14 protein-coding genes are annotated in these 20,837 nt (G+C 68.6%); 3 read left to right on the top strand and 11 right to left on the bottom strand.

The window, feature by feature from the left end:
- Positions 1-30 precede the first annotated feature (30 nt).
- Positions 31-2,298, top strand: coding sequence for a bifunctional SulP family inorganic anion transporter/carbonic anhydrase (locus AC5JJ2_RS08495; RefSeq protein ID WP_495857547.1), 2,268 nt, complete (start codon positions 31-33; stop codon positions 2,296-2,298).
- A 212-nt stretch (positions 2,299-2,510) separates the two neighbouring features.
- Here AC5JJ2_RS08495 and AC5JJ2_RS08490 read toward each other — a convergent pair whose 3' ends face one another.
- Complete coding sequence (locus AC5JJ2_RS08490; protein ID WP_495857546.1) at positions 2,511-3,059, bottom strand: hypothetical protein; 549 nt, start codon at positions 3,057-3,059, stop codon at positions 2,511-2,513.
- 457 nt (positions 3,060-3,516) lie between these two features.
- On the opposite strand from AC5JJ2_RS08490, the gene AC5JJ2_RS08485 reads away from it, so the two are divergent.
- Positions 3,517-4,047, top strand: a complete 531-nt coding sequence (locus AC5JJ2_RS08485) for a DUF4142 domain-containing protein (RefSeq protein WP_495857545.1) — start codon at positions 3,517-3,519, stop codon at positions 4,045-4,047.
- A 57-nt stretch (positions 4,048-4,104) separates the two neighbouring features.
- Here AC5JJ2_RS08485 and AC5JJ2_RS08480 read toward each other — a convergent pair whose 3' ends face one another.
- From AC5JJ2_RS08480 to AC5JJ2_RS08465, 4 genes are all read right to left on the bottom strand, one after another.
- The gene (locus tag AC5JJ2_RS08480; RefSeq protein WP_495857544.1) at positions 4,105-5,430 is read right to left on the bottom strand and encodes a DUF1552 domain-containing protein; all 1,326 of its coding nucleotides are present in this window, start codon (positions 5,428-5,430) and stop codon (positions 4,105-4,107) included.
- Positions 5,431-5,446: 16 nt separating this feature from the next.
- Positions 5,447-6,145: a DUF4058 family protein gene (locus AC5JJ2_RS08475; protein ID WP_495857543.1), complete on the bottom strand. Its 699-nt coding sequence runs from the start codon at positions 6,143-6,145 to the stop codon at positions 5,447-5,449.
- Positions 6,146-6,155: 10 nt separating this feature from the next.
- Entirely contained in the window at positions 6,156-8,684 is a 2,529-nt protein-coding gene (locus AC5JJ2_RS08470) for a DUF1592 domain-containing protein (protein WP_495857542.1), read from the bottom strand.
- A 210-nt stretch (positions 8,685-8,894) separates the two neighbouring features.
- Entirely contained in the window at positions 8,895-10,517 is a 1,623-nt protein-coding gene (locus AC5JJ2_RS08465; RefSeq protein WP_495857541.1) for an ArnT family glycosyltransferase, read from the bottom strand.
- 183 nt (positions 10,518-10,700) lie between these two features.
- Here AC5JJ2_RS08465 and arfB point away from each other — a divergent pair, with 183 nt between their 5' ends.
- Positions 10,701-11,120, top strand: coding sequence for an alternative ribosome rescue aminoacyl-tRNA hydrolase ArfB (arfB, locus tag AC5JJ2_RS08460; RefSeq protein WP_495857540.1), 420 nt, complete (start codon positions 10,701-10,703; stop codon positions 11,118-11,120).
- Positions 11,121-11,165: 45 nt separating this feature from the next.
- Here the strand turns inward: arfB and AC5JJ2_RS08455 are convergent, their stop codons facing one another.
- From AC5JJ2_RS08455 to AC5JJ2_RS08430, 6 genes are all read right to left on the bottom strand, one after another.
- The gene (locus AC5JJ2_RS08455; protein ID WP_495857539.1) at positions 11,166-12,812 is read right to left on the bottom strand and encodes a helix-turn-helix domain-containing protein; all 1,647 of its coding nucleotides are present in this window, start codon (positions 12,810-12,812) and stop codon (positions 11,166-11,168) included.
- Between the two features lie 208 nt (positions 12,813-13,020).
- The gene (locus AC5JJ2_RS08450) at positions 13,021-14,394 is read right to left on the bottom strand and encodes a DUF1501 domain-containing protein (protein ID WP_495857538.1); all 1,374 of its coding nucleotides are present in this window, start codon (positions 14,392-14,394) and stop codon (positions 13,021-13,023) included.
- Between the two features lie 4 nt (positions 14,395-14,398).
- Positions 14,399-17,410: a DUF1553 domain-containing protein gene (locus AC5JJ2_RS08445; RefSeq protein ID WP_495857537.1), complete on the bottom strand. Its 3,012-nt coding sequence runs from the start codon at positions 17,408-17,410 to the stop codon at positions 14,399-14,401.
- 227 nt (positions 17,411-17,637) lie between these two features.
- Entirely contained in the window at positions 17,638-19,281 is a 1,644-nt protein-coding gene (locus AC5JJ2_RS08440; protein ID WP_495857536.1) for an amidase, read from the bottom strand.
- A 136-nt stretch (positions 19,282-19,417) separates the two neighbouring features.
- On the bottom strand, positions 19,418-20,374 hold the full coding sequence (locus AC5JJ2_RS08435) for a pyridoxal-phosphate dependent enzyme (protein ID WP_495857535.1): 957 nt from the start codon (positions 20,372-20,374) through the stop codon (positions 19,418-19,420).
- Positions 20,371-20,829: a DUF6882 domain-containing protein gene (locus AC5JJ2_RS08430; protein ID WP_495857534.1), complete on the bottom strand. Its 459-nt coding sequence runs from the start codon at positions 20,827-20,829 to the stop codon at positions 20,371-20,373. Before AC5JJ2_RS08430 ends, AC5JJ2_RS08435 begins: the two co-directional genes overlap by 4 nt.
- Positions 20,830-20,837: the final 8 nt, after the last annotated feature.

Genomic DNA, 20,837 nt, shown 5'->3' with positions numbered 1-20,837 from the left:
ACCCGTCCGCCAACGGCTTGAGGGCCGCGAATGTCGAACACGAAGGACTCCCTCTCCACCACCCTCCCGCGGGACCTGATCGCGGGGCTGGTGGTCTTCCTCGTCGCCTTGCCGCTCTGCCTGGGCGTGGCCCTGGCGTCGAACGCCCCGCTGTTCTCCGGGCTGATCGCCGGGATCGTCGGCGGCATCCTCGTCGGCACGCTCAGCGGGTCGCACACGAGCGTGAGCGGCCCGGCCGCCGGCCTCACGGCCGTCGTCGCCGCCCAGATCCTGGCCCTCGGGTCGTTCCCCACGTTCCTCCTCGCCGTCGTCCTCGCCGGCGGCATCCAGGTCGTCCTCGGCCTCGTCCGGGCCGGGTCGCTGGCCGCGTTCTTCCCGTCCAGCGTCATCAAGGGGCTGCTCGCCGCCATCGGCGTCATCCTCATCCTCAAGCAAATCCCGCACGTGTTCGGCCACGACCCGGACCCGGAAGGGGACATGGCGTTCCAGCAGCCGGACAAGCAGAACACGTTCACCGAGATTTACGCCATCCTCGAAGACCTGCACGTCGGGGCGGCGGCCATCGGGCTGTCGTCCATCCTCCTGCTCGTCGTGTGGGACCGGGTGAAGGCGCTGAAGAAGTCGATCGTCCCGGCCCCGCTCGTCATCGTGGTGTACGGGGTGGTCATGAACTACCTGTTCGCCGGGTTCGGCAAGGGGTGGCTGATCGAGCCGAGCCACCTCGTCCAGGTCCCGGTGTCGGACAACCTCGCCGCGCTGCTCGGCGTCCTCCAGTTCCCGGACTTCTCGCAGGTCGGCAACCCGAAGGTCTACCTCGCGGCCGTCACCATCGCGGCCGTCGCGTCCCTCGAGACGCTCCTCAACCTGGAGGCCGTGGACAAGCTCGACCCGCGGCAGCGGAACTCCCCGTCCAGCCGGGAGCTGCTCGCCCAGGGGTGCGGGAACGTGGCCAGCGGGTTCCTCGGCGGGCTGCCGGTCACGTCCGTCATCATCCGCAGCTCGGTGAACATCAACGCCGGCGGCCGGACGAAGCTGTCCGCCATCTTCCACGGCGTCCTGCTGCTCGTCTGCGTCGTGTTCCTGCCGACCGTGCTGAACATGATCCCGCTGTCGTGCCTGGCGGCCATCCTGCTCACGACCGGGATCAAACTGGCCAGCCCGAAGCTGTTCAAGCAGATGTGGAAGGAGGGGCCGGTCCAGTTCCTGCCGTTCGTTGCCACGGTCGTCGCGATCGTGTTCACCGACCTGCTCGTCGGCGTCCTCATCGGCATGGCGGTGAGTACGGCGTTCATCCTCCGCGGCAACCTCCGCCGGCCGATCCGCCGGATCGTCGAAAAGCACGTCGGCGGGGAGGTCATCCACATCCAGTTCGCCAGCACCGTCAGCTTCCTGAACAAGGCCGCGCTCGCCCAGGCGTTCGAGGACATCCCGGACGGCAGCAAGGTGCTGCTCGACGCCCAGGAGACGGACTACATCGACCCGGACATCCTGGACATGATCCGCGACTACAAGGAGACGACGGCCCCGGCCCACGGGATCGAGGTCAGCCTGATCGGGTTCAAGGACCGGTACAAACTCGAGGACCAAATCCAGTACGTGGACTACTCGACCCGCGAAATCCAGTCGGCCCTGACGCCGGAGCAGGTGCTGCAAATCCTCAAGGACGGGCACGACCGGTTCCGGACCGGCAACCGGCTGACCCGCGACCTCGGCCGGCAGGTGAACGCCACCGCCGCCGGCCAGCACCCGCTGGCCGTGATCCTCAGCTGCATCGACTCCCGGACGCCGGCCGAACTCGTGTTCGACCTCGGCGTCGGCGACATCTTCGTCGTCCGGATCGCCGGGAACGTCATCAGCGGGAAGGTGCTCGGCAGCATCGAGTACGGCACGGCCGTGGCCGGGGCGAAGCTCGTGCTCGTGATGGGCCACACCCGGTGCGGGGCGGTGACGGCGGCCGTGAACCTCGTCTGCTCGGAGGCGTCCCCGGCCGAGGCGACCGGCTGCCAGCACATCCACTACATCGTCGATGACATTCAGAAGGCGATCCCGGACCGGGAGGCGTGCCGGGCGATGGAGCGGGGGTCGAAGGAGGAGCAGGAGGCGTTCGTCAACGGCATCGCCCGCCGGAACGTGCTGCTGTCCGTGCAGACGCTGCTGGACGAGAGCGCGACGCTTCGGGAGTTGGTGAAGAAGGGCCGGATCGCGATCGTCGGGGCGATGTACGACGTGACGACCGGGGGCATCGAGTTCCTCGGCGACGCCGGGCTGAACCCGCTGCGGCCGTCCGCGCCGGGGTGACGCGGTCCTTGTAGGGCGGGTCAAGGCTTTGCGCCGACCCGCCGTCCGGTCCCAGCCGGCTCGGCGACTCTCGAACGCGGTTGCGGTCCCCGGCGGGTCGGCGCAAAGCCTTGACCCGCCCTACAAGTCCGGCCGTCCGTGGCGGATTACGAAAACGAACCGGGCCGGGGTCAAATCCCCCGGCCCGGTTGCGTCGTGCCCCACTGCTCGATTTAGCAGTAGCACACGTTCTCGCCGCCCAGCTCCTCGAACCGTTCCTTGATGTCGTCCGCCTGGTCGTCGGTCCGCGGGTGGACGCCGATCGCGATGCCGCCCTCGCGGAGGGCCGCCTCGTACGCGCTCGCGTTCTGCTCGGTCATGCCCGCCCCGATGAGCGTGCCGACCAATCCGCCGGTCACCGCCCCGGCCCCGCCGCCGGCCAGCGCCGCGACGAGCGGCCCCGCGACCACCAGGCCGAGGCCCGGGATCGCGACCGTCGTGCCGATGGCGATGATCGCCGCGATCGACGCGCCGACGGCCGTGCCGACGGCCCCGCCGACGCCCATGCCCTCGGTCGCGAGGTTGCCCGCCTCGTGCTTGTTGTCGTCCTTCCCGGCCGGGTAGTACCGGGCGCGGGTCTGGTCCGACATCAGCACGTTGATCTCGCTGTCGGTGAACCCGAGGCCGTACAGGTAGTCGAACGCCTCTTCGGAATGGGCGCGGTTGCGGAACACGGCGCTGACCATCTTCCGCTTGGCGGCGGCAGTTTTGTTCTGAGCCATTGGTGCATCCTCAGGGGTGAATATGGAGGTTCCGACCGCCCGATGCGTCGGCAACACCTGCCACTGGTTCCACCCAGCACGGCCGCATCATGCGTGCCGCCGGGCCGGACAATTCCCTCGGCGGACGGATTCGGTTCTGAAACGACCCCGCCCGGTTCCGGCCCGAACGAACATTCCGTGGGGAGCGCAACGGATCGGAACGGCCGTGCCCGCGGGTGCGCCTCGGGCTTCCTACAACCCGCGCCACCGCCCCGAAGCGAAGAATCGGCCCCGCGCACCGGATTGCCCATTCGGACACCACATATAGTTCTTTTACCTGATTTTGCAGAGGTTTCCGCCGTCGCCGCCCTGCCGCCCCCTGCCCGGTCCCGGCACATCACTTGCGGTTGCCCCCGGTCGAACGGCCGGCAACGGGCCGGCCGGGTTCACCCCACATCTGTGAGCGAGAGGTATCCCAATGAAGCGATTCACGGCAGCCCTGGTGGCCACGGTCGTCGTCATCTCCGGCGTTCGCGCCGAGGACCGGACCCGGAGCGAGACCCGCGAGCCGGCGACCGAGAAGGAGTTCGTGGCCAAGGCCATCGCGTGCGCCAACCACGAAATCCGTCTGGCCGAGCTGGCGAAGAAGCAGACGAAGAACGCGGACGTGATCAAGTTCGCGGACACGATCATCACCGACCACACGGCCATGCGGGACAAGCTGAACGACCGGGCCAAGTCGATGAACGTGGCGATCGTCGAAGGGGAAAAGGCGTACGGGAAGGAACAGCAAGACCAGTACAACCACCTGAAGACGCTCACGAACGCGGAGTTCGACAAGACCTACGCGAAGACGATGGTGGAGAACCACGAGAAGGCGATCAAGATGGCCGAGACGTGGTCCACGAAGGCGACGGACAAGGACCTCGGCACGGTCTCGACCGACTGCGTGGCGAAGCTGAAGGAGCACAAGAAGATGGCCGAAGACCTGAAGGCGAAGGTCGGCTAACGATTGGCGTGGCGGTAACCGACGGCGGCCGGGTTCCCGGCCGCCGCTTTCATTTCCTCAGACTAACCCCGTCATCGTCCCCGTCGCGTCGGCGAACTTGTCCGTTTCGACGCCCATCTTCTGCACGAGCGAGAGCAGCACGTTCGACAGCGGCGGCGACTTCTCGGCCGGGTGCGCGAGGTGCTGCCCCAGCTTCACCCCGAGCTTCCGCCCGCCGGCGACGAGCAGCGGCAGGTTCTTCGGCGAGTGCTCGCCGCCGGCCCCGCTGTTCATCCCGCTGCCGAACAGCACCATCGTCCGGTCGAGCATCGTGCCGTCCGCCTCGGCCGTCGATTTCAACATGCCGAGGAACCGGCCGAGCCGCGCGAGGTGGAACCGGTCGATGGCCGCGAGCTTCGCGAGCATCCCGGCGTCGCCGCCGTGGTGGGACAGCTCGTGGTGGTTCTCCCCGCCGCCGCCGTACCCGCCGGCCTCGCGCGACCACTCGAACGTAATCACCCGCGTCGTGTCCGTGACGAACGCCAGGTACGACAGCTCCAGCATCACGTCGAGCCACATCGGCCGGTCGTGCCCGTCGCCCGGCTTGCTGACGAGTTGCAGCCCCGTCTCCGCGACCTTCGGCTTCGGCACGTCGATCCACCCCTGCATCCGCTCGACCTGCTTCTCCGTGTCGCGGACGCTGCCGAGGTACTCGTCGAGCTTCCGCTTGTCCGCCGGGCCGAGCTTCTTGTTAAGGGAAGCGGTTTCGCCGGCGAGGTCGTCGAGGATCGACCGCCGCTCGGCGTACCGCTTGAGGTTCGCGGCCCGGTCGCCGGCCGAGTCCGGGACGAACAGCCGCTCGAACAGCCGCCGCGGGCTGTTCTCCGCGGGCAGCGGCGTGCCGTTCACGTCGAACGACAGCGTGTGGCTGTGCCCGGCCCCGCCGGTCCCGGACTGGTCGGACAGTTGTAGCGACGGGAACCGCGTCTTCGTGCCGTGCAGCTTCGCCGCGAGCTGGTCGGCGGAGACGGTGTTCGTGTAGTCGGCCCCCGGCTTGGCCTTCAGGTTCGCGGCCGTCAGCCAGGTGTCGGCCCCGCTGTGGCCGCCCTGCGACGCCGGGTGGCCGAGGCCGGTGAGGACGGTGAAGTCGTCGCGGTAGTCCTTGAGTGCGTCGAGCGTCTTCGACAGCGTGTAGTTCGCGCCGGCGTCCGTCGGCACCCATTCGAGGATGTTGACGCCGTTGGGCACGTAGCAGCAGATCATCCGCGGCGTGGCCGCGAGCGGCGACTTGGCCCACGGCTTGAACGTGCTCGGGGCGGCGGTCGCCGTCGGGATCATGGCGTCGAGCAGGGGCAGCGCGACGGCCGCGCTCGCGGCGCGGAGGACGGTCCGGCGGGAAAGCATGGTGGTGTCTCCGGGGTCAGAGCCGATGGTCGGCCAAAGCCTGCGTGTAGGTTTTCTCGAAGTCAATCGCAATGATTGGTCCGTTCTTAAGCGCGAGGGGGACGCTGGGCAACGGCGACCCGACCGTGACGGCATACGGCCACATGTTGGTAGTTAGCCGCTCTTCCGTTCGGACGGGCCGGTATCCGGCCAGGTATGTGGCAGTGTCTGGCATTGCGGCCGCGGGGCGGCGAAGTTCCTCCACCAGTTCGTTGTGGAGGTTCGCGAGCCGAACCGTTACCACGTCCACAATGACGACACCGATCCCAAGATTGAGATAAGATTTCACTTTCGATACCAGCCGCCGACGAGTTTCGGGCCGGTCCTTGTTGCCCGGACTGATGAACTCAATCACGCCCACGAGTGCCATCCCCTCTTTCAAATCTTGGACCTCAACCTCGAATTCTTCGGTCACGTCGTTTTCGACCGTCACGATCGGCGGGGCCACCGCCAGCCCACCAGCCGTGTCAGTCGGCGGCCAGTCACCACGAGTTTCAATTTCCGCAACGTCCGCTTCGACTTCAGGACCGAGATGGCTCTTCCCCAAGGCGACGTAGCGGTCGGCCGGTAGTGTTCGATTCAACTCGGCCATAACTTTCCCGACCCAACTCGTATTCAGCGAGGTCCACGGCGCGCGGATGCTCGCCGGGGGGCGAAAATGATCCATCAGCGGCATCGCACACCTCCTACTTCGTCCCGAACGGCTCGCTCGCCGCCACGTAACGGATCATCGCCCGCAGCGTGCGGCCGTCGGCCTTCGTGCCGGCGACGACGGCCTTCACCGTCGGCTGGTCGGCGAGGCCCAACTCCCGGCCGAGGGCGTATGTCAACAGTTTCGACGCCAAACAGTTCAGGAACAAGTCCTCCTGCTTCAACATCGCCTGTTGTAACCCGTCCACGCCGACGATCTTCGTGCCGTCGATCATCTCCGAACTCGCGTCGATCTTCGGGTCGTTCTTCTCGACCCGGCCCTTGTATCCGAAGCCCTCCTGCTCCCGCCACTCGCCGGCGGCGTTAAAGTTCTCCAGCGCGAACCCGAGCGGGTCGATCTTGTTGTGGCAGCGGGCGCATTGGTCGAGCTGCCGGTGAATCTCCAGCCGCTTGCGGACGGTCGCCTTGTCGATGCCCGGAACCTTCGGCGCGATCTCCCCGGCGTTCGCGACCGGTAGGCCGGGGTCGATGCCGAGGAGCGTTTTCAGAATCCACGTCCCGCGCTTCACCGGCGAGGTCCGCGTGCCGTTCGACGTGATCGTCAGCACCGACGCCTGCGTGACGATGCCGCCGCGATGGACGCCCGCCGGGACCGACACTTTGCGGAAGTGGTCGCCGCGGACGTTCGGGATGCCGTAGAACCGCGCGAGCCGCTCGTTGACGGTCACGAAGTCGGAGCGGATGAAGTTCTTCACATCCAGGTCGTTCGCCAGGATTTCGCGGAAGAACGCCTTGCTCTCCTTCGCGACCGACGTTTCCAGGTGGCGGTCGTACTGCGGGTACAGGTCCGGGGCCGGCGGGTTCGTGCCGACCTCGCGGAGGTGCAGCCACTGCCCGGCGAAGTTCCGCACGAACGCTTCGGCCTTCGCGTCGCGAAGCATTCGCTCGACCTGCCGCAACCGCTCCGCCTTGTCGGACAGCTTCCCGGCGTCGGCGAGCTTGTTCAGTTCCTCGTCCGGCTGGCTCGACCAGAGGAAGTAGCTCAGCCGGGCCGCGAGTTCGTGGTCGGTCAACGCCCGGCCCGTTTTCTCGCTTGCCGATTCGGCCAGGAAGAGGAAGTGCGGCGACGCCAGCACGGCCGTCAGCGGCCGCTTGATCGCCGCGACGAAGCTCAAACCGTCCGCCTTCGCCGCGTCGTAGTGCTTGAGCTTCGCGGAAACCTCGTCGGCCGACACCGGCCGGCGGTAGGCCGTCCGCATGAACTTCGCCAGGACTGCGTGGGCGTACTTTCGCTCGTCCGATTTGCGGAGCGGGCTGTCGAACAGGATGCGGGCGTGCGAACTCGGCGGCCACGCGTCGTAGACCGGCCCCTCGATCTCGAACCAGTCGATCATCAGTTCCGGCCGCGCGAACTGCTCGCCGGTTTGCATCCAGAAGTTTTCGAGCACCCGCGGGATGCTGTAGGCGTAGTCGAAATGGACGCCGGCCTTCTCGGTCGTGAACCGGGCGACGACCTCGTGAACCTTCGGCTTCCCCGGCGTGCCGTCGGCGTCGAACTCCGCGACCGTCCGCGGTTGCGGGCCGAGTTGCAGGGTCAGCTTCGCCCGCGGCGGGCCGTAGTCGTACATCCGGTCCGCCTTGAAGTGTGCGAGGTCGCGGTCGTACTGCTGTTGGGTGAACTTCGCCCCCTTCGGATTCTTCTTGTCCTGGTCGTCCCGTCGCTTCCGGAGGATCGCCTCGGCCGACTTCACAACCTGCTCCCGCGGCGGGACCGTGCCGGCCATCTTGACGCGGATGACGTAGTCGCCGGCGACCGGGACCTGGAAGTCCCGCGCCCCGACGCCCTTGTCCCAACTGTCGTGGTGGATCGCGACCCACTCGCCGTCCTGCCGGTTGTTCCCGCCGTTGACGATCGGGTTGTTCTTCGCGTCCAACCGCACCCGCGTCCGGTCGGCCGGGCCGGCCTTCGGGTCGAACCGCCACTGGACGCCCTTCGGCCGGTCCCCTTCGACGAGGGCGCGGTCGAGGATTTGCCGGGCGGCGTTCAGGTACGTTTCGAGGTGTAGCGGGGACATCGTGAGCGCCCCGCCGTTGTTGTCGAACCCGCCGGCCGGCGGGTCCTGCGGGAACCCGGACACGTCGAAGTCGATGCCGACGAGGTCGCGGATGGTGTTCTTGTACTCGTCGCGGTTCAGCCGCCGGAGAACGATGGCCGTCTCGCGCTTCGCCAGTTCCGCCTTCACCGCCTGCTCCGTCACCCAATCGACGACGGCGGCCACGTCCTTCGCGTGCGGCTGGCTCTTCGCCGCCTTCGGCGGCATCTCGTGGCTGTTCAGGACGTTGACGACTTCCTTCCACTTGCCCCGCGCCGCCGGGTCGAGGAAGTCGGTCGAGAGCGTGTCGAGCGCGAACTCGCCCTTCGGCTTTGCCCCGGCGTGGCAGCCGTTGCAGTACGCCATGAGGAACGGGGCGACGGTCTTGTCGTACCCGGCGGGCGGGTCGGCGGCGGGGGACGCGAGGGCGGAAGCGAGAATAAGCGCGGGCGCGATGGCGAGACGACGCATGGCGGGAGTGGGCCTCACGGTTCGGCACGGTCCTACGGTCAGGATAGTACCGGAATTGAGAGGCGCGGCCGATTGCCACAGTTCCACGAAACGAGACGGCGTCCGATTCTGCCGTAGGGCGGGTCAAGGCTTTGCGCCGACCCGCCGGGGGGACCGGGACCGACGGCGGGTCGGCTCAAAGCCTTGACCCGCCCTACAAAACCACCATAATCACTTCCCGTCGCCCTCCTGCCGGAACACCAGCACCTTCGCCTTCTCGCGCGCCTCCGCCTCCGGCATCGCCGGCCACCAGAACATCAGCTTCGCCACGTTCTTCCCGTCGTTCACCACGTTCAGCGCGCCCTCGTACCGCGGCAGCCGGGAGTGCGGCGACTTGCCGGTCTCCAGGACGACCCACCGGGCCTTCGGCGGCTGCGGGTCGTCCGGGACGGCCAGAAGCGTCCGCCCGGCATACCACTCGGCCCAGCAGAACGGGTCGATCACCGCGTCGTCCGGTTGGACGTGCGCGGCCAGGTAGCGGCCGGCGTGCGGGTGGCCGAGCCGCGTCTCGTGCGGCGTCTTCAGGGCCGCCGGCAGGGAGCTGGCGACGATCGCGACCAGCAGCGCCCGCGGCCCGGCCTTCGACACGACGCCGACGAACTGCCACACCGGTTCGAGAGCGGAAGCGGCGAAAAGGCTGAGCAGCAGCACGAGCACGACCGTGTGCCGCTCGGACACGTACCCCACCTTGATCGCGAGCGCGGCCAGCACGCACAGGTTGATCCCCGCCAGCACGACCAACAGGCCGAGGCCGGGGTCGGCGACGACCCGCCGGCGGTGCGCGAGGACGCCGGCGAGGCCGAGGAAGAACACGACGTAGTGGGCCGACTTGGTCGTCTCCTTCAGGATGGCCGACGCCGCCCAGCCGATCTTGTTGCCGCCGGCGTGGAAGTCGGCGAACAGCGCCGGCCGCGGGAGCGCGAGGCGGCCCTGGTCGCCCTGCCAGAGCGGCTTCGCGGGCGTCGTCCCCATCCACCGGTCGCGCATCTCCTTGAACGTCGTCTTGTTTGAGAACCCGTTGATCGCCGTCATGTACGGGACGGCGACGGCACTGAACCCGATGCCGAGCGCGACCAGCCGGCCGACGGCCTCGGTCCGCGTCCAGGTGCGGAACACGCCCGCCGCGGCGATCGTCAGCCCGACGGCGAGCAGGACCATCACGCCCTCCGGCCGGACGAGGTACGCCATCCCGCAGGCGAAGCCGCACAGCAGGAACATGCCGACGCTCCGCCGCCGCAGGCCGCGGACGCCGAAAAGCAGGGCCGTCGAGCCAAGAAGCAGGTAGAGAGACTCGGAGAGGGCGTCGCTGGTCAGGTGCGCGATCGCGGGCAGCGTCTGAAAGATCAGCGCCCCGGCGAAGCCGATGAACTTGCTGCTAAAGAGCATTCGGCCGAGCCAGTACGTCGGGAACACCGTCAGGGCGGCGGCGATCGCGCTCGCGATTTGCGCGGCCCGGAGAATGTTCGTGGGAACGTCGGCGTCGGTCTTCAGGAACTGCCACGCGGCGAGGATCGCGGCCGGGTAGCCGGGCGGCTGGACGGACGCCTTCAGCACCTCCGGGACGCTGCGGCGGGCGTCGCCGTCCGCCGGCGGGGTGACGCGGGCGTTCTGCAAGTTGAGCGCGATCCGCGCGAACTCCAGCCCGTCGCGGGCGGTCACTTCGGCACGCGCCACGATCCAGGCGTGCAGGCCGACGGACGCGGCGAGCAGCAGGACCAGGTAGCCGATGTCGGCGGGGGTAACGACCCGCCGCGGGGTGACGACTTCCAACCGCGCGCCGACGCGAGCGTCCATGCGTATGCCTCGACCGGGAGAAAGGCCGGATCGTAGAGTAGAATCCAACCGCCCGTCAAGCCGGGTCAGAGTAGTAGGCACACTCCGTGTGCCGTCTCATTCATGCTCCCAGAGAGTTCGTCCGAGTCGCCGCGACCCACAACAGACGGCACACGGAGTGTGCCTACTACTATGGAGCCACTGATGTTCGAGATCACGCCGACGATTCAAATCCCGCTGGAGGAGTTCCAGTGGACGTACGCGCGGGCCGGCGGCCCCGGCGGGCAGAACGTGAACAAGGTGTCGTCGAAGGCCGTGCTCCGGTGGGCGTTCGCGGCGAGCGGGCAACTGCCGCCGTGGGTGAAGGACCGCGTCCGCACGCTGTTCCCCAGCCGCGTCACGACGGAGGGCGACCTCGTCATCAGCTCGCAGGAGTTCCGCGACCAGGAGCGGAACCGGGAGGCGTGCCTGGAGAAGCTGGCCGACCTCGTCCGGCAGGCCGCGACGCGGCCGACGCCCCGCCGGGCGACGAAGCCGACGAAGGGGTCTAAGACCCGGCGGCTGGCCGAGAAGAAGCGACAATCGGCCCGGAAGTCGAACCGGAAGGTGAGCGGGGACGAATGAAAAAGCCCGCGGCACCGGCCGCGGGCTTCTCGGTTTCAACGGCCGTCACTTCGCCTTGTCCGGCTCCATGCCGAGCGCCCCGGCGACGGTGTTCGCCAACCCGCCGGTCGTCGTCTGGCCCTGGTGGTAGCCCCACATCCCCTTCAGCAACTCGTAGGACATGATCCCGCCGAGGAACGTGAACAGGAACGTCAGCGCCAGCGGGGCGATCACCCAGCCCGGCCACTTCGCCGGCGGGGCGTACCCGGCCGGGGCGGTCTCTTCCTCGTCGTCCGTCCGCCGGCGGACGCCTTCGAGGGCAGAACTCGCGTCGTCGTCGTCGTCCGCCTCCTCCTCGTCGTCGTCCCGCTTCTTGCGGCGGGCGCTCACGGCGGCCGCCCCCGCGGCGGCGACGCCGGCCGCGGCCGCGGCGGCCTTCCCCTTCTTCGACGGGGCGGCCTCGGCCGGGGCCGAGTCGTCGTCCAACAGCACGACCTGGCTGGCGCTCTCCTCGTCGGCCTGCTGGATGTCCGACTCGTCGAGCGCGAGGTCGAAGTCCGAGTTCTCCAGGTCCGTGTCGGACGACTCGACGGCGACCACCTCGGACCCGGACTCGGCGTCGTCCTGCACCGGCGGGAGCGAGAAGTCGGTCTCGAAGATGTCCTGCTGCTGGCCCTGGACTTCCAGCTCGGACGACCCGGAGTCGTCCAGGCTCAGCTCGAACTCGCTGTCCGCGTCGGTCGTGTTGCTTTCCAACGGCGAGCTGCTCCCGCTGCCGGACGACCCCATGACGGCCTCGATCTCCGACGACCCGGCGTCGATCGACAGCTCGAAGTCGTCTGAGTCATCCGGGTTGATGGCCGGGGCGCTCTTCTTCGCCTTGCCGATGGCGCTCTCGGTCTTCCCCTTGCCCTCCAGCGAGACGCCGCTGTCCTTCGGGTTACCGAGGTTGATCCCGCTCTGCGACGGCCGGGCCGGGGGTGTCCCGCCGAGGTCGATCTCGTCGCTCTGGTCGGTGTTCAGTTGCAGCTCGAACGAGTCGCTGTCCGTGTCCAGGCTCAGCTCGAACTCGCTGCTGCTGTCGCTGCCCATGATGTCGTCAGTCGGCGGCGGGCCGGGAATCTTGTTCGCCGACCCCGGCCCGCCGAGGTTCGGGCCGGACCGCGGGGCCTTGAGCTTCGCCGAGCTGTCGCCCGGCCGGAGCACGCCGCTCTTCGGCCCGGCCAGCGCGTCCAGGTCGATCTCTTCCGTCAGGTTGCCCTGCTCCTTGTTCTTGCCGCTGCTCTTGCCCGTCTTCTTGGAGCTGTCCCCGCTCCGCTTGCGGACGCCGGAGTCCGGCTCGAGCCGCACGTCGCTGTCGGACGTGGACTTCTGCTTCTTCGTCTTGCCGGAGTCGCCGGCGGCGACGGAGAAGATGTCGTCCGAGTCGTCCTGCGGGGTCACGTCCTCGGGGGTGATGAGGAACTCTTCCGACGAGCCGGGTTGGATCGGCGGCTTGCCGGGGGACGCGAGGGCCAGCCCGCCGCCGCCGGGGTCGCTCGCCTCGCCGAGGCTGCGGGCCAACTCGTCGATGTCGGACGCCCGGAACCGGAGCGTGGCCCCGTCCCGGAACGACCGGAGCGTCTTCCAGTCGTCCTTGATGCGGCGCTTGAACTCCTCGGGCGGGACGCCGAGCCGTTGGGCCGCTTCGTCGAGCGTGTACGTCTGTGCCATGGTAACCCCAGGGCCGAGCAAAACGGGAAGGGGGAGGCGAGCCGCGAGTCCGAGCTTTCGCCCTTACTGGATTGTTACGCCAGATGAATGGGGATACAAGTCAAGATTCGGCGGACGCGGGGGGTAGGGAAACCGGGACGGTCGTAGGGACGGATCGTGACGATTCCGCCGGACGCGGGCGAACGCGGGTCAAGAACCGGGCGGCCGGTCAGGCCAGCATCTTCCGCACGACCTCCCCGTGAACGTCGGTCAGCCGGAAGTCCCGCCCGGCGTGCCGGTACGTCAGCTTGAGGTGGTCCAGGCCCAACAGGTGCAGCATCGTGGCGTGCAGGTCGTGGACGTGGACCTTGTCCTTGACGGCGTAGTACCCGTACTCGTCCGTCTCGCCGACGGACGTGCCCGGCTTCACGCCGCCGCCGGCGAGGAACATCGTGAACCCCTGCGGGTTGTGGTCGCGGCCGTTCGTCCCCTGTGCCACCGGCGTGCGGCCGAACTCGCCGCCCCACAGGACGAGCGTGTCGTTCAGCATCCCCCGCCGCTTGAGGTCGGTCAGCAGGGCGGCGATCGGCTTGTCCACCTCGCGGGCGTTCTTGCCGTGGTCGGCCTTCAGGTTGTCGTGCTGGTCCCAGTAGGCGTGGGTGCATTGCACGAACCGCACCCCGGCCTCGGCGAACCGCCGGGCGAGTAGGCACGCCCGGCCGAAGTTCGCCGTCGCCGGGTCGTCGAGGCCGTAGAGCGCCTTCGTTTCCTTCGTCTCCCGTGACAGGTCTTGAACGGCCGGGGCCGCGGCCTGCATCCGGAACGCCATCTCGAACGACTCGATCCGCCCCTCGACGGCCGGGTCCGGGCCGAGGCGGGCGAGCCGCTCTCGGTCCATCTCGCCGAGCAGGTCGAGCTCCCGCCGCTGCTGGTCGCGGGGCGTCGTCCCCTTCACGAACGGCACGGCCGCGCGGTCGGACGGCGTGCCGGTGTTGCCGAGGGCCGTGCCCTGGTAAATCGCCGGGAGGAACGCGGACGAGAAGTTGTTCACCCCGCCGTGGGACAGCGGCGGACAGACGGTGACGAACCCCGGCAGGTCGCGGTTCTCCGTGCCGAGGCCGTAGTTCACCCACGCCCCCATGCTCGGGCGGACGAACGTGTCGCTGCCGGTGTGCAACTCCAACAGCGCGCCGCCGTGGCGGGAGTTCGACCCGTGCATCCCCTTGACGAAACAGATGTCGTCGGCGCACGCCCCGACGTGGGGGAACAGCTCGCTCGCCCACGCCCCGCTCCGGCCGTACTGCTTGAACTTCCACGGGGACGCGAGTAGGTTCCCGGTCTGGCTGGACACGACCCGCGGCTTGGCGAACGGTAGCGGCTTGCCGGTGTCGGCCGTCAGCTTCGGCTTGTAGTCGAACGTGTCCACCTGGCTGGGGCCGCCGTGCATGAACAGGAAGATGACCCGCTTCGCCTTGGGCTCGAAGTGCGGCTTCCGCGGCGCAAGCGGGTCGGCCTTCGCCTCGGCCTGGGCGAGCAGGTCGGCGAACGCGAGCCACCCGAACCCGAGGGCGGACGACCGGAGCATGTCCCGGCGTGAGGTCATCGGATCACTCCACGAACGAGAATTCGACGGACGCGAACAGCGCCCGGCACAGCCCCCGCCACGCGGGCAGCTCGCCGCCGGCCTTCGCGTCGGCCAGGTATTTCTGCGCCCGCGTCACCTCGGCGGGCCGGGCGTCGCGGCCGTAGGCCCGACGGTACGCGGCGCGGACGCGCGTGGCGTCGTCCGGATTCAACGCGATCAGGAACTTCGCGAACGCCTCGGACGCCTGGTCCGCCATCGGGCTGTTGAGCATGAGCAAAGCCTGCGACGGGACGGTCGTGGCGTTCCGCTGCCCGGCGGGGACGGACGGGTCGGGGAAGTCGTTCGCCTGGAGCACGTCGGCGACGCCGCTGCGGAGGACCGGCAGGTAGACCGTCCGCCGCGGCTTCGCGTACTCGTCGAACGTCTTGTTCGCGGCCGCGTTGTTGACGTAGTTGCGGTTCTGCCCCGGCAGCAGGCTGCCGCCCATCGTGCGGTCGAGGATGCCGGCGACGGCGAGCATCCCGTCCCGTTGCTCCTCGGCGTCCAGTCGGCGGCGGTTGAACCGCCAGTAGAGCCGGTTGTCCGGGTCGGCCCGGAAGGAGTTCGCGTCGTAATCCGTGCCCATCCGGTACGTCTGGGATTTCAGGATGAGCCGGTGCAGGTGCTTGACGCTCCACCCGGACCGGACTAACTCGTTCGCCAGGTGGTCGAGCAACTCCGGGTGCGTCGGCCGCTCGCCGAGCTTGCCGAAGTTGTCCGGCGACCGCACGAGGCCGCGGCCGAAGTGCCCGACCCAGACGCGGTTGGCCATGACGCGGGCGGTCAGCGGGTTCGCGGGACTGGCCAGCCACTCGGCGAGTTCGAGCCGGCCGCTTCCCTTCGCGAGCGGCGACATCTCGGGAATGAGGATGGCCGGGAACCGCCGCGGGACTTCCGGCCCGAGCGTCAGGTGGCTGCCGCGGAGGTGGATGCGGAGGTTCTGGAGCTTGTCGTCCTCGACGGCCATGACCTCGTCCACCGGCGGCCGCGTCTTCTCGATGCTCGCGAGCTGATCGCGGCCCCCGCGAAGGGCGGTCGCGAGCTTGTCATCGACCTCGGACTCCAGCGCCGGCGTGCTGCGGAACGGGCCGTTCGGGTCGGCCGCGAGCTTCGCCAGTTCCTCGGCGGCCGGCACCGCCTTCCAACTCGCGGCGAGCTTCGCCCACGCCGCGAGCGCGCCGGGCAGCAGCTTCTTCTCCGCGGCCAGTTTCTCCGCCGTCGGGGGGAGTGCCTTCACTTGCTCCGACGTAAGCGGGAGTATCGCGAACTTATCGAAGTGCGGGAACGCGCCGTCGCGCTCCAGGCGGACCGTGACCTTGCCCTTCGGAAGTGCGACAACGGCCTCGGCGAACCATACCTGTTTATCCGGGTTCCACGAGCCGGTCCGCTCGCCGGCGGCGTCGCCGCGGAGCTGCTTGCCGTTCACGATCAGTTTGGTGGAACGCGGCTCGGCGGCGGCGTACCGGATTGCGACTTGGTACGTCCCATCGGCCGGCAGGTCGAGATCGTACTCGGCGACGTTCGGCGTCGGTCCGGCGTTGATGATGACGCCGATCCCCTCGCCGTACCCGGTCGTCAGCTTCAGGGCGTTGCCGCGGGTGTAGTTCTCGGCCTCGACCAGCACCATCCCGGCCGGCTTGTCCTTCGACGGGTCGGAGACGAGCTTCGGCGGCCCGCCCGCCTTCGCGAGTTGCAGCGCGGCCTCGGCGTACTCCCTCGTCCGCTTGCGCTCCTCCGTCAGCCGGGCCTTCACCGCGTCGCGGAGTTTGCGCTCGGCCTTCTTCACCGCGTCCGCCGCGGCCGTCCGCTTCTTCTCGTACTCCGAGATCGCGGCCTGCGATTCCGCCGAGCCGATGGCCCGCTCGTGCCACCGGGCGACGACGTTGTAGTGCTGCATCGTCTTCGTCGAGTAGAAGATGCCGGCGAGCGAGTAGTAGTCGTGCTGCGTGATCGGGTCGAACTTGTGGTCGTGGCAGCGGGCGCAGCCGAGGGTGAGGCCGAGGAACGCCTGGCCGAGCGTGTCGAGTTGCTCGTCGATGATGTCCATCCGCATCTTCACCGGGTCGTCCTCGGCGAGCATCTTCGGCCCGACGACGAGGAACCCGGTCGCGGTCAGGGCGTCGGCCCGCTCCTTGTCCGTGTCGCCGGGCAGGAGGTCGCCGGCGACCTGCTCCTTGACGAACCGGTCGTAGGGCTTGTCGGCGTTGAAACTGCGGATGACGTAGTCGCGATACCGCCACGCGTTGCCGTGGGCGATGTTCTCGTCCATGCCGTTCGAGTCGGCGTACCGGGCCACGTCCAACCAGCGGCGGCCCCACTTCTCGCCGTAGGCCGACGACGCGAGCAGCCGGTCGATGACTTTGTCCCACGCGGTCGGCGAGTCGTCTTTGAGGAAGGCGTCGGTCTCGTCGGACGTCGGCGGGAGGCCGGTCAGGTCGAACGTGATGCGACGGATGAGCGTGAGCTTGTCCGCCTCCGGCGCGGCCTTCAGCTTCGCCGCGTCGCGCGATTTCTGAATGAAGTCGTCGATGGTCGCGGTCGTCGCCGGACGGCGGGGCTGGAACGCCCAGAACGCCTTCTCCTCGGCGGTGAACGCGCGGGCCGCGGTTGGCTTCGCCTCCTTCGGCGTCGTCGGCTTCGCGTCCGGCCAGACGGCCCCGGCCTTCACCCACGCCGTCAGCGCGGCGATGTCCGCGTCCGGCAGCTTCTCCTTCGGCGGCATCTTCAACTGCTCGCCGTGCTTGAGGGCGGCGATCATCAGGCTCTGCTCCGGCTTCCCCGGAACGACGGCCGGCCCGCTCTCGCCGCCTTCGAGCATCGCCGCGAGGGAGTCGAGTCGGAGTTGGCCCTTCTGCTTCTGTTCGCCGTGGCAAGAGACGCACTGCTTGAGGAGCAACGGGCGGATGACCTTCTCGAAGTGGGCGGCCGCGTCCGGCGGGGCGGCGGTCGCGGACGTGGCCGCGAGGACGAACGCGATCGCGAGTGCGGTTCTCACCACGCCAGAGGCTCCGTCACGCATGGGTCGAGGGGATCGGTCGCAAGTCGTCGGCGAGAAGCCGAGCAGGTAGGTTGGTTATGTTCTATCAGCATGGCCGACGCCGGGCGAACGTGCAAGGGAAATGTGCCTCTTGTAGGGCGGGTTAAGGCTTTGCGCCGACCCGCCGGGGGGTGGCTGCAACCGACGGCGGGTCGGCGCAAAGCCTTGACCCGCCCTACGAAACCTTACCCTTCCAGCTTCATCGCCGGCCGCTCCTTGTGGAAGCCGGTCGCGTCCTGGTACGCCTTCGCCACGGTCAGCAGGTCGGACTCGCCGTACAGCCGGCCGGTGAACGTGATCGCCGTGGGAACCTTCGCGTCGCCCAGCTTCGTGAACCCGTTCGGCAGGCAGATCGTGGGATGCCCGGTGAGGTTCGTCAGCACGAGGTCGTTCCCGCCGACGTACACGTCCACCGCGTCCATCGCCTTCGCCATCGCCTGCATCAGCTTCGTGCGGAGGCGGTTCGCCCGAATGTAGTCCACCGCAGACACGAACCGGTAGCTGCGGAACGTGTTCGCCCAGAAGTTGCCGATGCCGTCCTTCACGCCGGCGCGGGTGATGTCGTCGAACGCGGCGGCGCACTCGCAGTCGAGGATGACGCTGCTGATCGTGCCGGTCCACGCCTCGTCCGGCAGCTTCATCGGCACGAGCGTCACGCCGAGGTCGGTCAGCACCTTCCTCGTCGCGTCCGGCGTCTTCTCGAACACGCCGACGCGGAGGTCCTTCAAACCCTTCTTCCCCGGCCAGTCGAACGGGCGGTCCACGGCCGTCGGGTCACTCGCGTCCGCGCCGTGGATCGCGCCGAAGACGAGGGCGCAATCTTCCACACTGCGGGCCATCGGGCCGAGCTTGTCCATCGTCCAGGTGAGGGCCATGCACCCGTGCCGGCTGATCCGGCCGAACGTCGGGCGAAGCCCCGTGACGCCGCACCGCGTACTCGGCGAGACGATGCTGCCGAGCGTTTCCGAACCGATGGCGAACCCGACGAGGCCGGCCGCGACCGTCGCCGCGGACCCGGCGGACGAGCCGCTGGAGCCTTGCTTCGGGTTCCACGGGTTGCGGGTCATGCCGCCGAACCACTGGTCGCCGAGGGCGAGTGACCCCAGCGTCGTCTTCGCCACCATCACCGCCCCGGCGTCCTCCAGCTTCTTGGCGACAGTCGCCTTCACGTCGAGCGTCTGGTCCTTGAAGTGCCCGGCCCCCCACGTCGTCTTGTAGCCGGGGTAGGCGATCAGGTCCTTCGCCCCCCACGGGACGCCGTGCAGCGGGCCGCGGTACTTCCCGGCCGCGATCTCCTTGTCCGCCGCCGCCGCTTGCTTCAGCGCGAGGTCGTCGGTGAACGAGACGACGCACTTCAACAGCGGGTCGTACTTCTTCAGTCGGTCGAGGTAGAGCTTCGTGAGTTCGACGGAGGAAACCTGTTTCGTGCGGAGCAACTGACAGAGCGTTGTCAGCGGCGCGAACGCGAGGTCGTCCGCGTCGGCCGGCCGCTCCACTTGTTGTTTCGGTACGATGACCGTGCCGAGCGGCCCGACGTGCGACGGCAGGCCGGGCGACGGGTTGAACTGAATCGCCGGCAGCGTGTCATTGCCGAGCGCCGTCTCGGCGGCCCGCTTCAGCCCGGCCACCGTGCGGGTCATGGTCGCGGCCACGAGTTGCCGCTGCTCGTCGGTGAGCGTCACCCCGGCGACCCACTCGGCGGCCTTCACCATGTCCGCGGTGACGCCGGCCGGCTTCTCCTCGGCGGCCGCGACGACCGCCCGGTGGAACACGCCCGTACCGAACCCCACGCCGGCGACGGCGGACAACAACTCGCGACGGTTCGGCATGGCGGACTCCAGATTTTTCACCGCGGAGGGCGCAGAGGGCGCGGAGAAAACCAAGAAGAGATTTCAAAGAGCCGTTTTTGGACTCTCTTCTGTTTTTCTCCTGCGTTCTCTGCGCCCTCCGCGGTGAAATCGGTTTTCACCAATACAGCTTGTCGAGGTTCACGTTCCCGCCGCAGAGGATGACGCCGACCTTGTGGACGTTCGCGACGGCCTTGAACTCGTCGGAGAGGATCACGGCCACGCCGACGGCGGCGCTCGGCTCGATGCACTGCTTCATCCGCTCCCACACCAGCCGCATCGCCGCGCGGATCTGGTCCTCGGAGACGGTGAACACTGTTTCCACGCCGTCGCGGATGATCGGCCAGGTGAACTTGCCGAGGTGGTTGGCGAGCAGGCCGTCGGCGATGCTCGTCGGCGTCGGGATGCGGACCATCTCGCCGGCCGCCTTCGACTTCGCCGCGGCGTCGGCCTGGACGGGTTCAGCACCGAAGACGCGGATGGCGGGGTTGATCCCCTTCGCTGTGATGCACCAGCCCGAGAGGAGGCCGCCGCCGCCGATGGGGGCGATCACGGCGTCGAGGTCCGGCACGTCGTCGAGCAGTTCCAGGCACGCGGTCCCTTGCCCCGCGATCACGTCCGGGTGGTCGAACGGCGGGACGAGGGAACCACCGGTTTGAGCGGCAATCTCGGCCGTCTTCGCCTCACGGTCGGCCAGCGACGGGCCGCTGGCGTGGATGATGCCGCCGTACCCGAGGACGGCCTGTTTCTTCACCTCGGACGCGGACGCCGGCATGACGATGTGCGCCGGCACGCCGCGGACCTTCGCCGCGAGCGCCAGGGCCTGTCCGTGGTTTCCGCTGGAGTGCGTGACGACGCCCTTCTCCGCGGCCGCCCCGAGTTTCAGCACGGCGTTCGTCGCCCCGCGGTACTTGAACGCGCCGGTCTTCTGGAGGTGCTCGCACTTGAACACGACCGGCCGGCCGGCGAGCCGGTCGAGGGTCGCGCACGTCATCACCGGGGTGCGGTGGACGAACGGCCGAATTCGGTCCGCGGCGGCGCGGATGTCGGCGAGGGTGACGCCGTAGTCGGTCATGGGGGTGGTCCCGCGAACGCGAGGTACTGGAACCGCGCGCCGGACGACCCGCGGTAAACGGCCGGCCAGCCCGTCAGCCGCGCGGCGAACGCCGCGAGCTTCCAGGCGAGCGGTTCCTCGGCCGAACTGGTCGAGGCGGTGAGGAGGGTGACGGCGTGGGCCGCGCCCCAGTCGCGAGCGGCGGCGGACGCCCGGACGGCGTGCGGCGGCAGGGTTGAATCGGACCACGCCCACTGCCACCGGGAGTCGGCCGGGTTCCAGAACCCTAGCAGCTGCGCCGGGACGACAAATTCATCGACGCCGGGGTTCTGGAACGACAGCCGGCCGGTCCGCTCGTCGAACGCCCACTGCCGGAACGCCGCGAGCGAGTTCCTATCGACCAGCTCGCGGGTGTTCTGTTGGACCTCGGCCATCGCGAGGTCGAGCAGCTTCGGGAATTCGTCGGTCGGGGTCATGGGTAGTG

The organism is Limnoglobus sp., from assembly GCF_059499385.1.
The sequence above is the reverse complement of the archived record's forward strand: the minus strand, read 5'-3'. Positions and strand labels throughout refer to the sequence as shown.

What these genes read in the sequence shown, in the direction of transcription:
- arfB (WP_495857540.1), top strand. Translation starts at nt 10,701, where the DNA reads ATGTTCGAGATCACGCCGACGATTCAAATCCCGCTGGAGGAGTTCCAG.
- AC5JJ2_RS08470 (WP_495857542.1), bottom strand. Translation starts at nt 8,684, where the DNA reads ATGCGTCGTCTCGCCATCGCGCCCGCGCTTATTCTCGCTTCCGCCCTC.
- AC5JJ2_RS08430 (WP_495857534.1), bottom strand. Translation starts at nt 20,829, where the DNA reads ATGACCCCGACCGACGAATTCCCGAAGCTGCTCGACCTCGCGATGGCC.
- AC5JJ2_RS08450 (WP_495857538.1), bottom strand. Translation starts at nt 14,394, where the DNA reads ATGACCTCACGCCGGGACATGCTCCGGTCGTCCGCCCTCGGGTTCGGG.
- AC5JJ2_RS08495 (WP_495857547.1), top strand. Translation starts at nt 31, where the DNA reads ATGTCGAACACGAAGGACTCCCTCTCCACCACCCTCCCGCGGGACCTG.
- AC5JJ2_RS08490 (WP_495857546.1), bottom strand. Translation starts at nt 3,059, where the DNA reads ATGGCTCAGAACAAAACTGCCGCCGCCAAGCGGAAGATGGTCAGCGCC.
- AC5JJ2_RS08440 (WP_495857536.1), bottom strand. Translation starts at nt 19,281, where the DNA reads ATGCCGAACCGTCGCGAGTTGTTGTCCGCCGTCGCCGGCGTGGGGTTC.
- AC5JJ2_RS08475 (WP_495857543.1), bottom strand. Translation starts at nt 6,145, where the DNA reads ATGCCGCTGATGGATCATTTTCGCCCCCCGGCGAGCATCCGCGCGCCG.
- AC5JJ2_RS08455 (WP_495857539.1), bottom strand. Translation starts at nt 12,812, where the DNA reads ATGGCACAGACGTACACGCTCGACGAAGCGGCCCAACGGCTCGGCGTC.
- AC5JJ2_RS08465 (WP_495857541.1), bottom strand. Translation starts at nt 10,517, where the DNA reads ATGGACGCTCGCGTCGGCGCGCGGTTGGAAGTCGTCACCCCGCGGCGG.
- AC5JJ2_RS08480 (WP_495857544.1), bottom strand. Translation starts at nt 5,430, where the DNA reads ATGCTTTCCCGCCGGACCGTCCTCCGCGCCGCGAGCGCGGCCGTCGCG.
- AC5JJ2_RS08485 (WP_495857545.1), top strand. Translation starts at nt 3,517, where the DNA reads ATGAAGCGATTCACGGCAGCCCTGGTGGCCACGGTCGTCGTCATCTCC.
- AC5JJ2_RS08435 (WP_495857535.1), bottom strand. Translation starts at nt 20,374, where the DNA reads ATGACCGACTACGGCGTCACCCTCGCCGACATCCGCGCCGCCGCGGAC.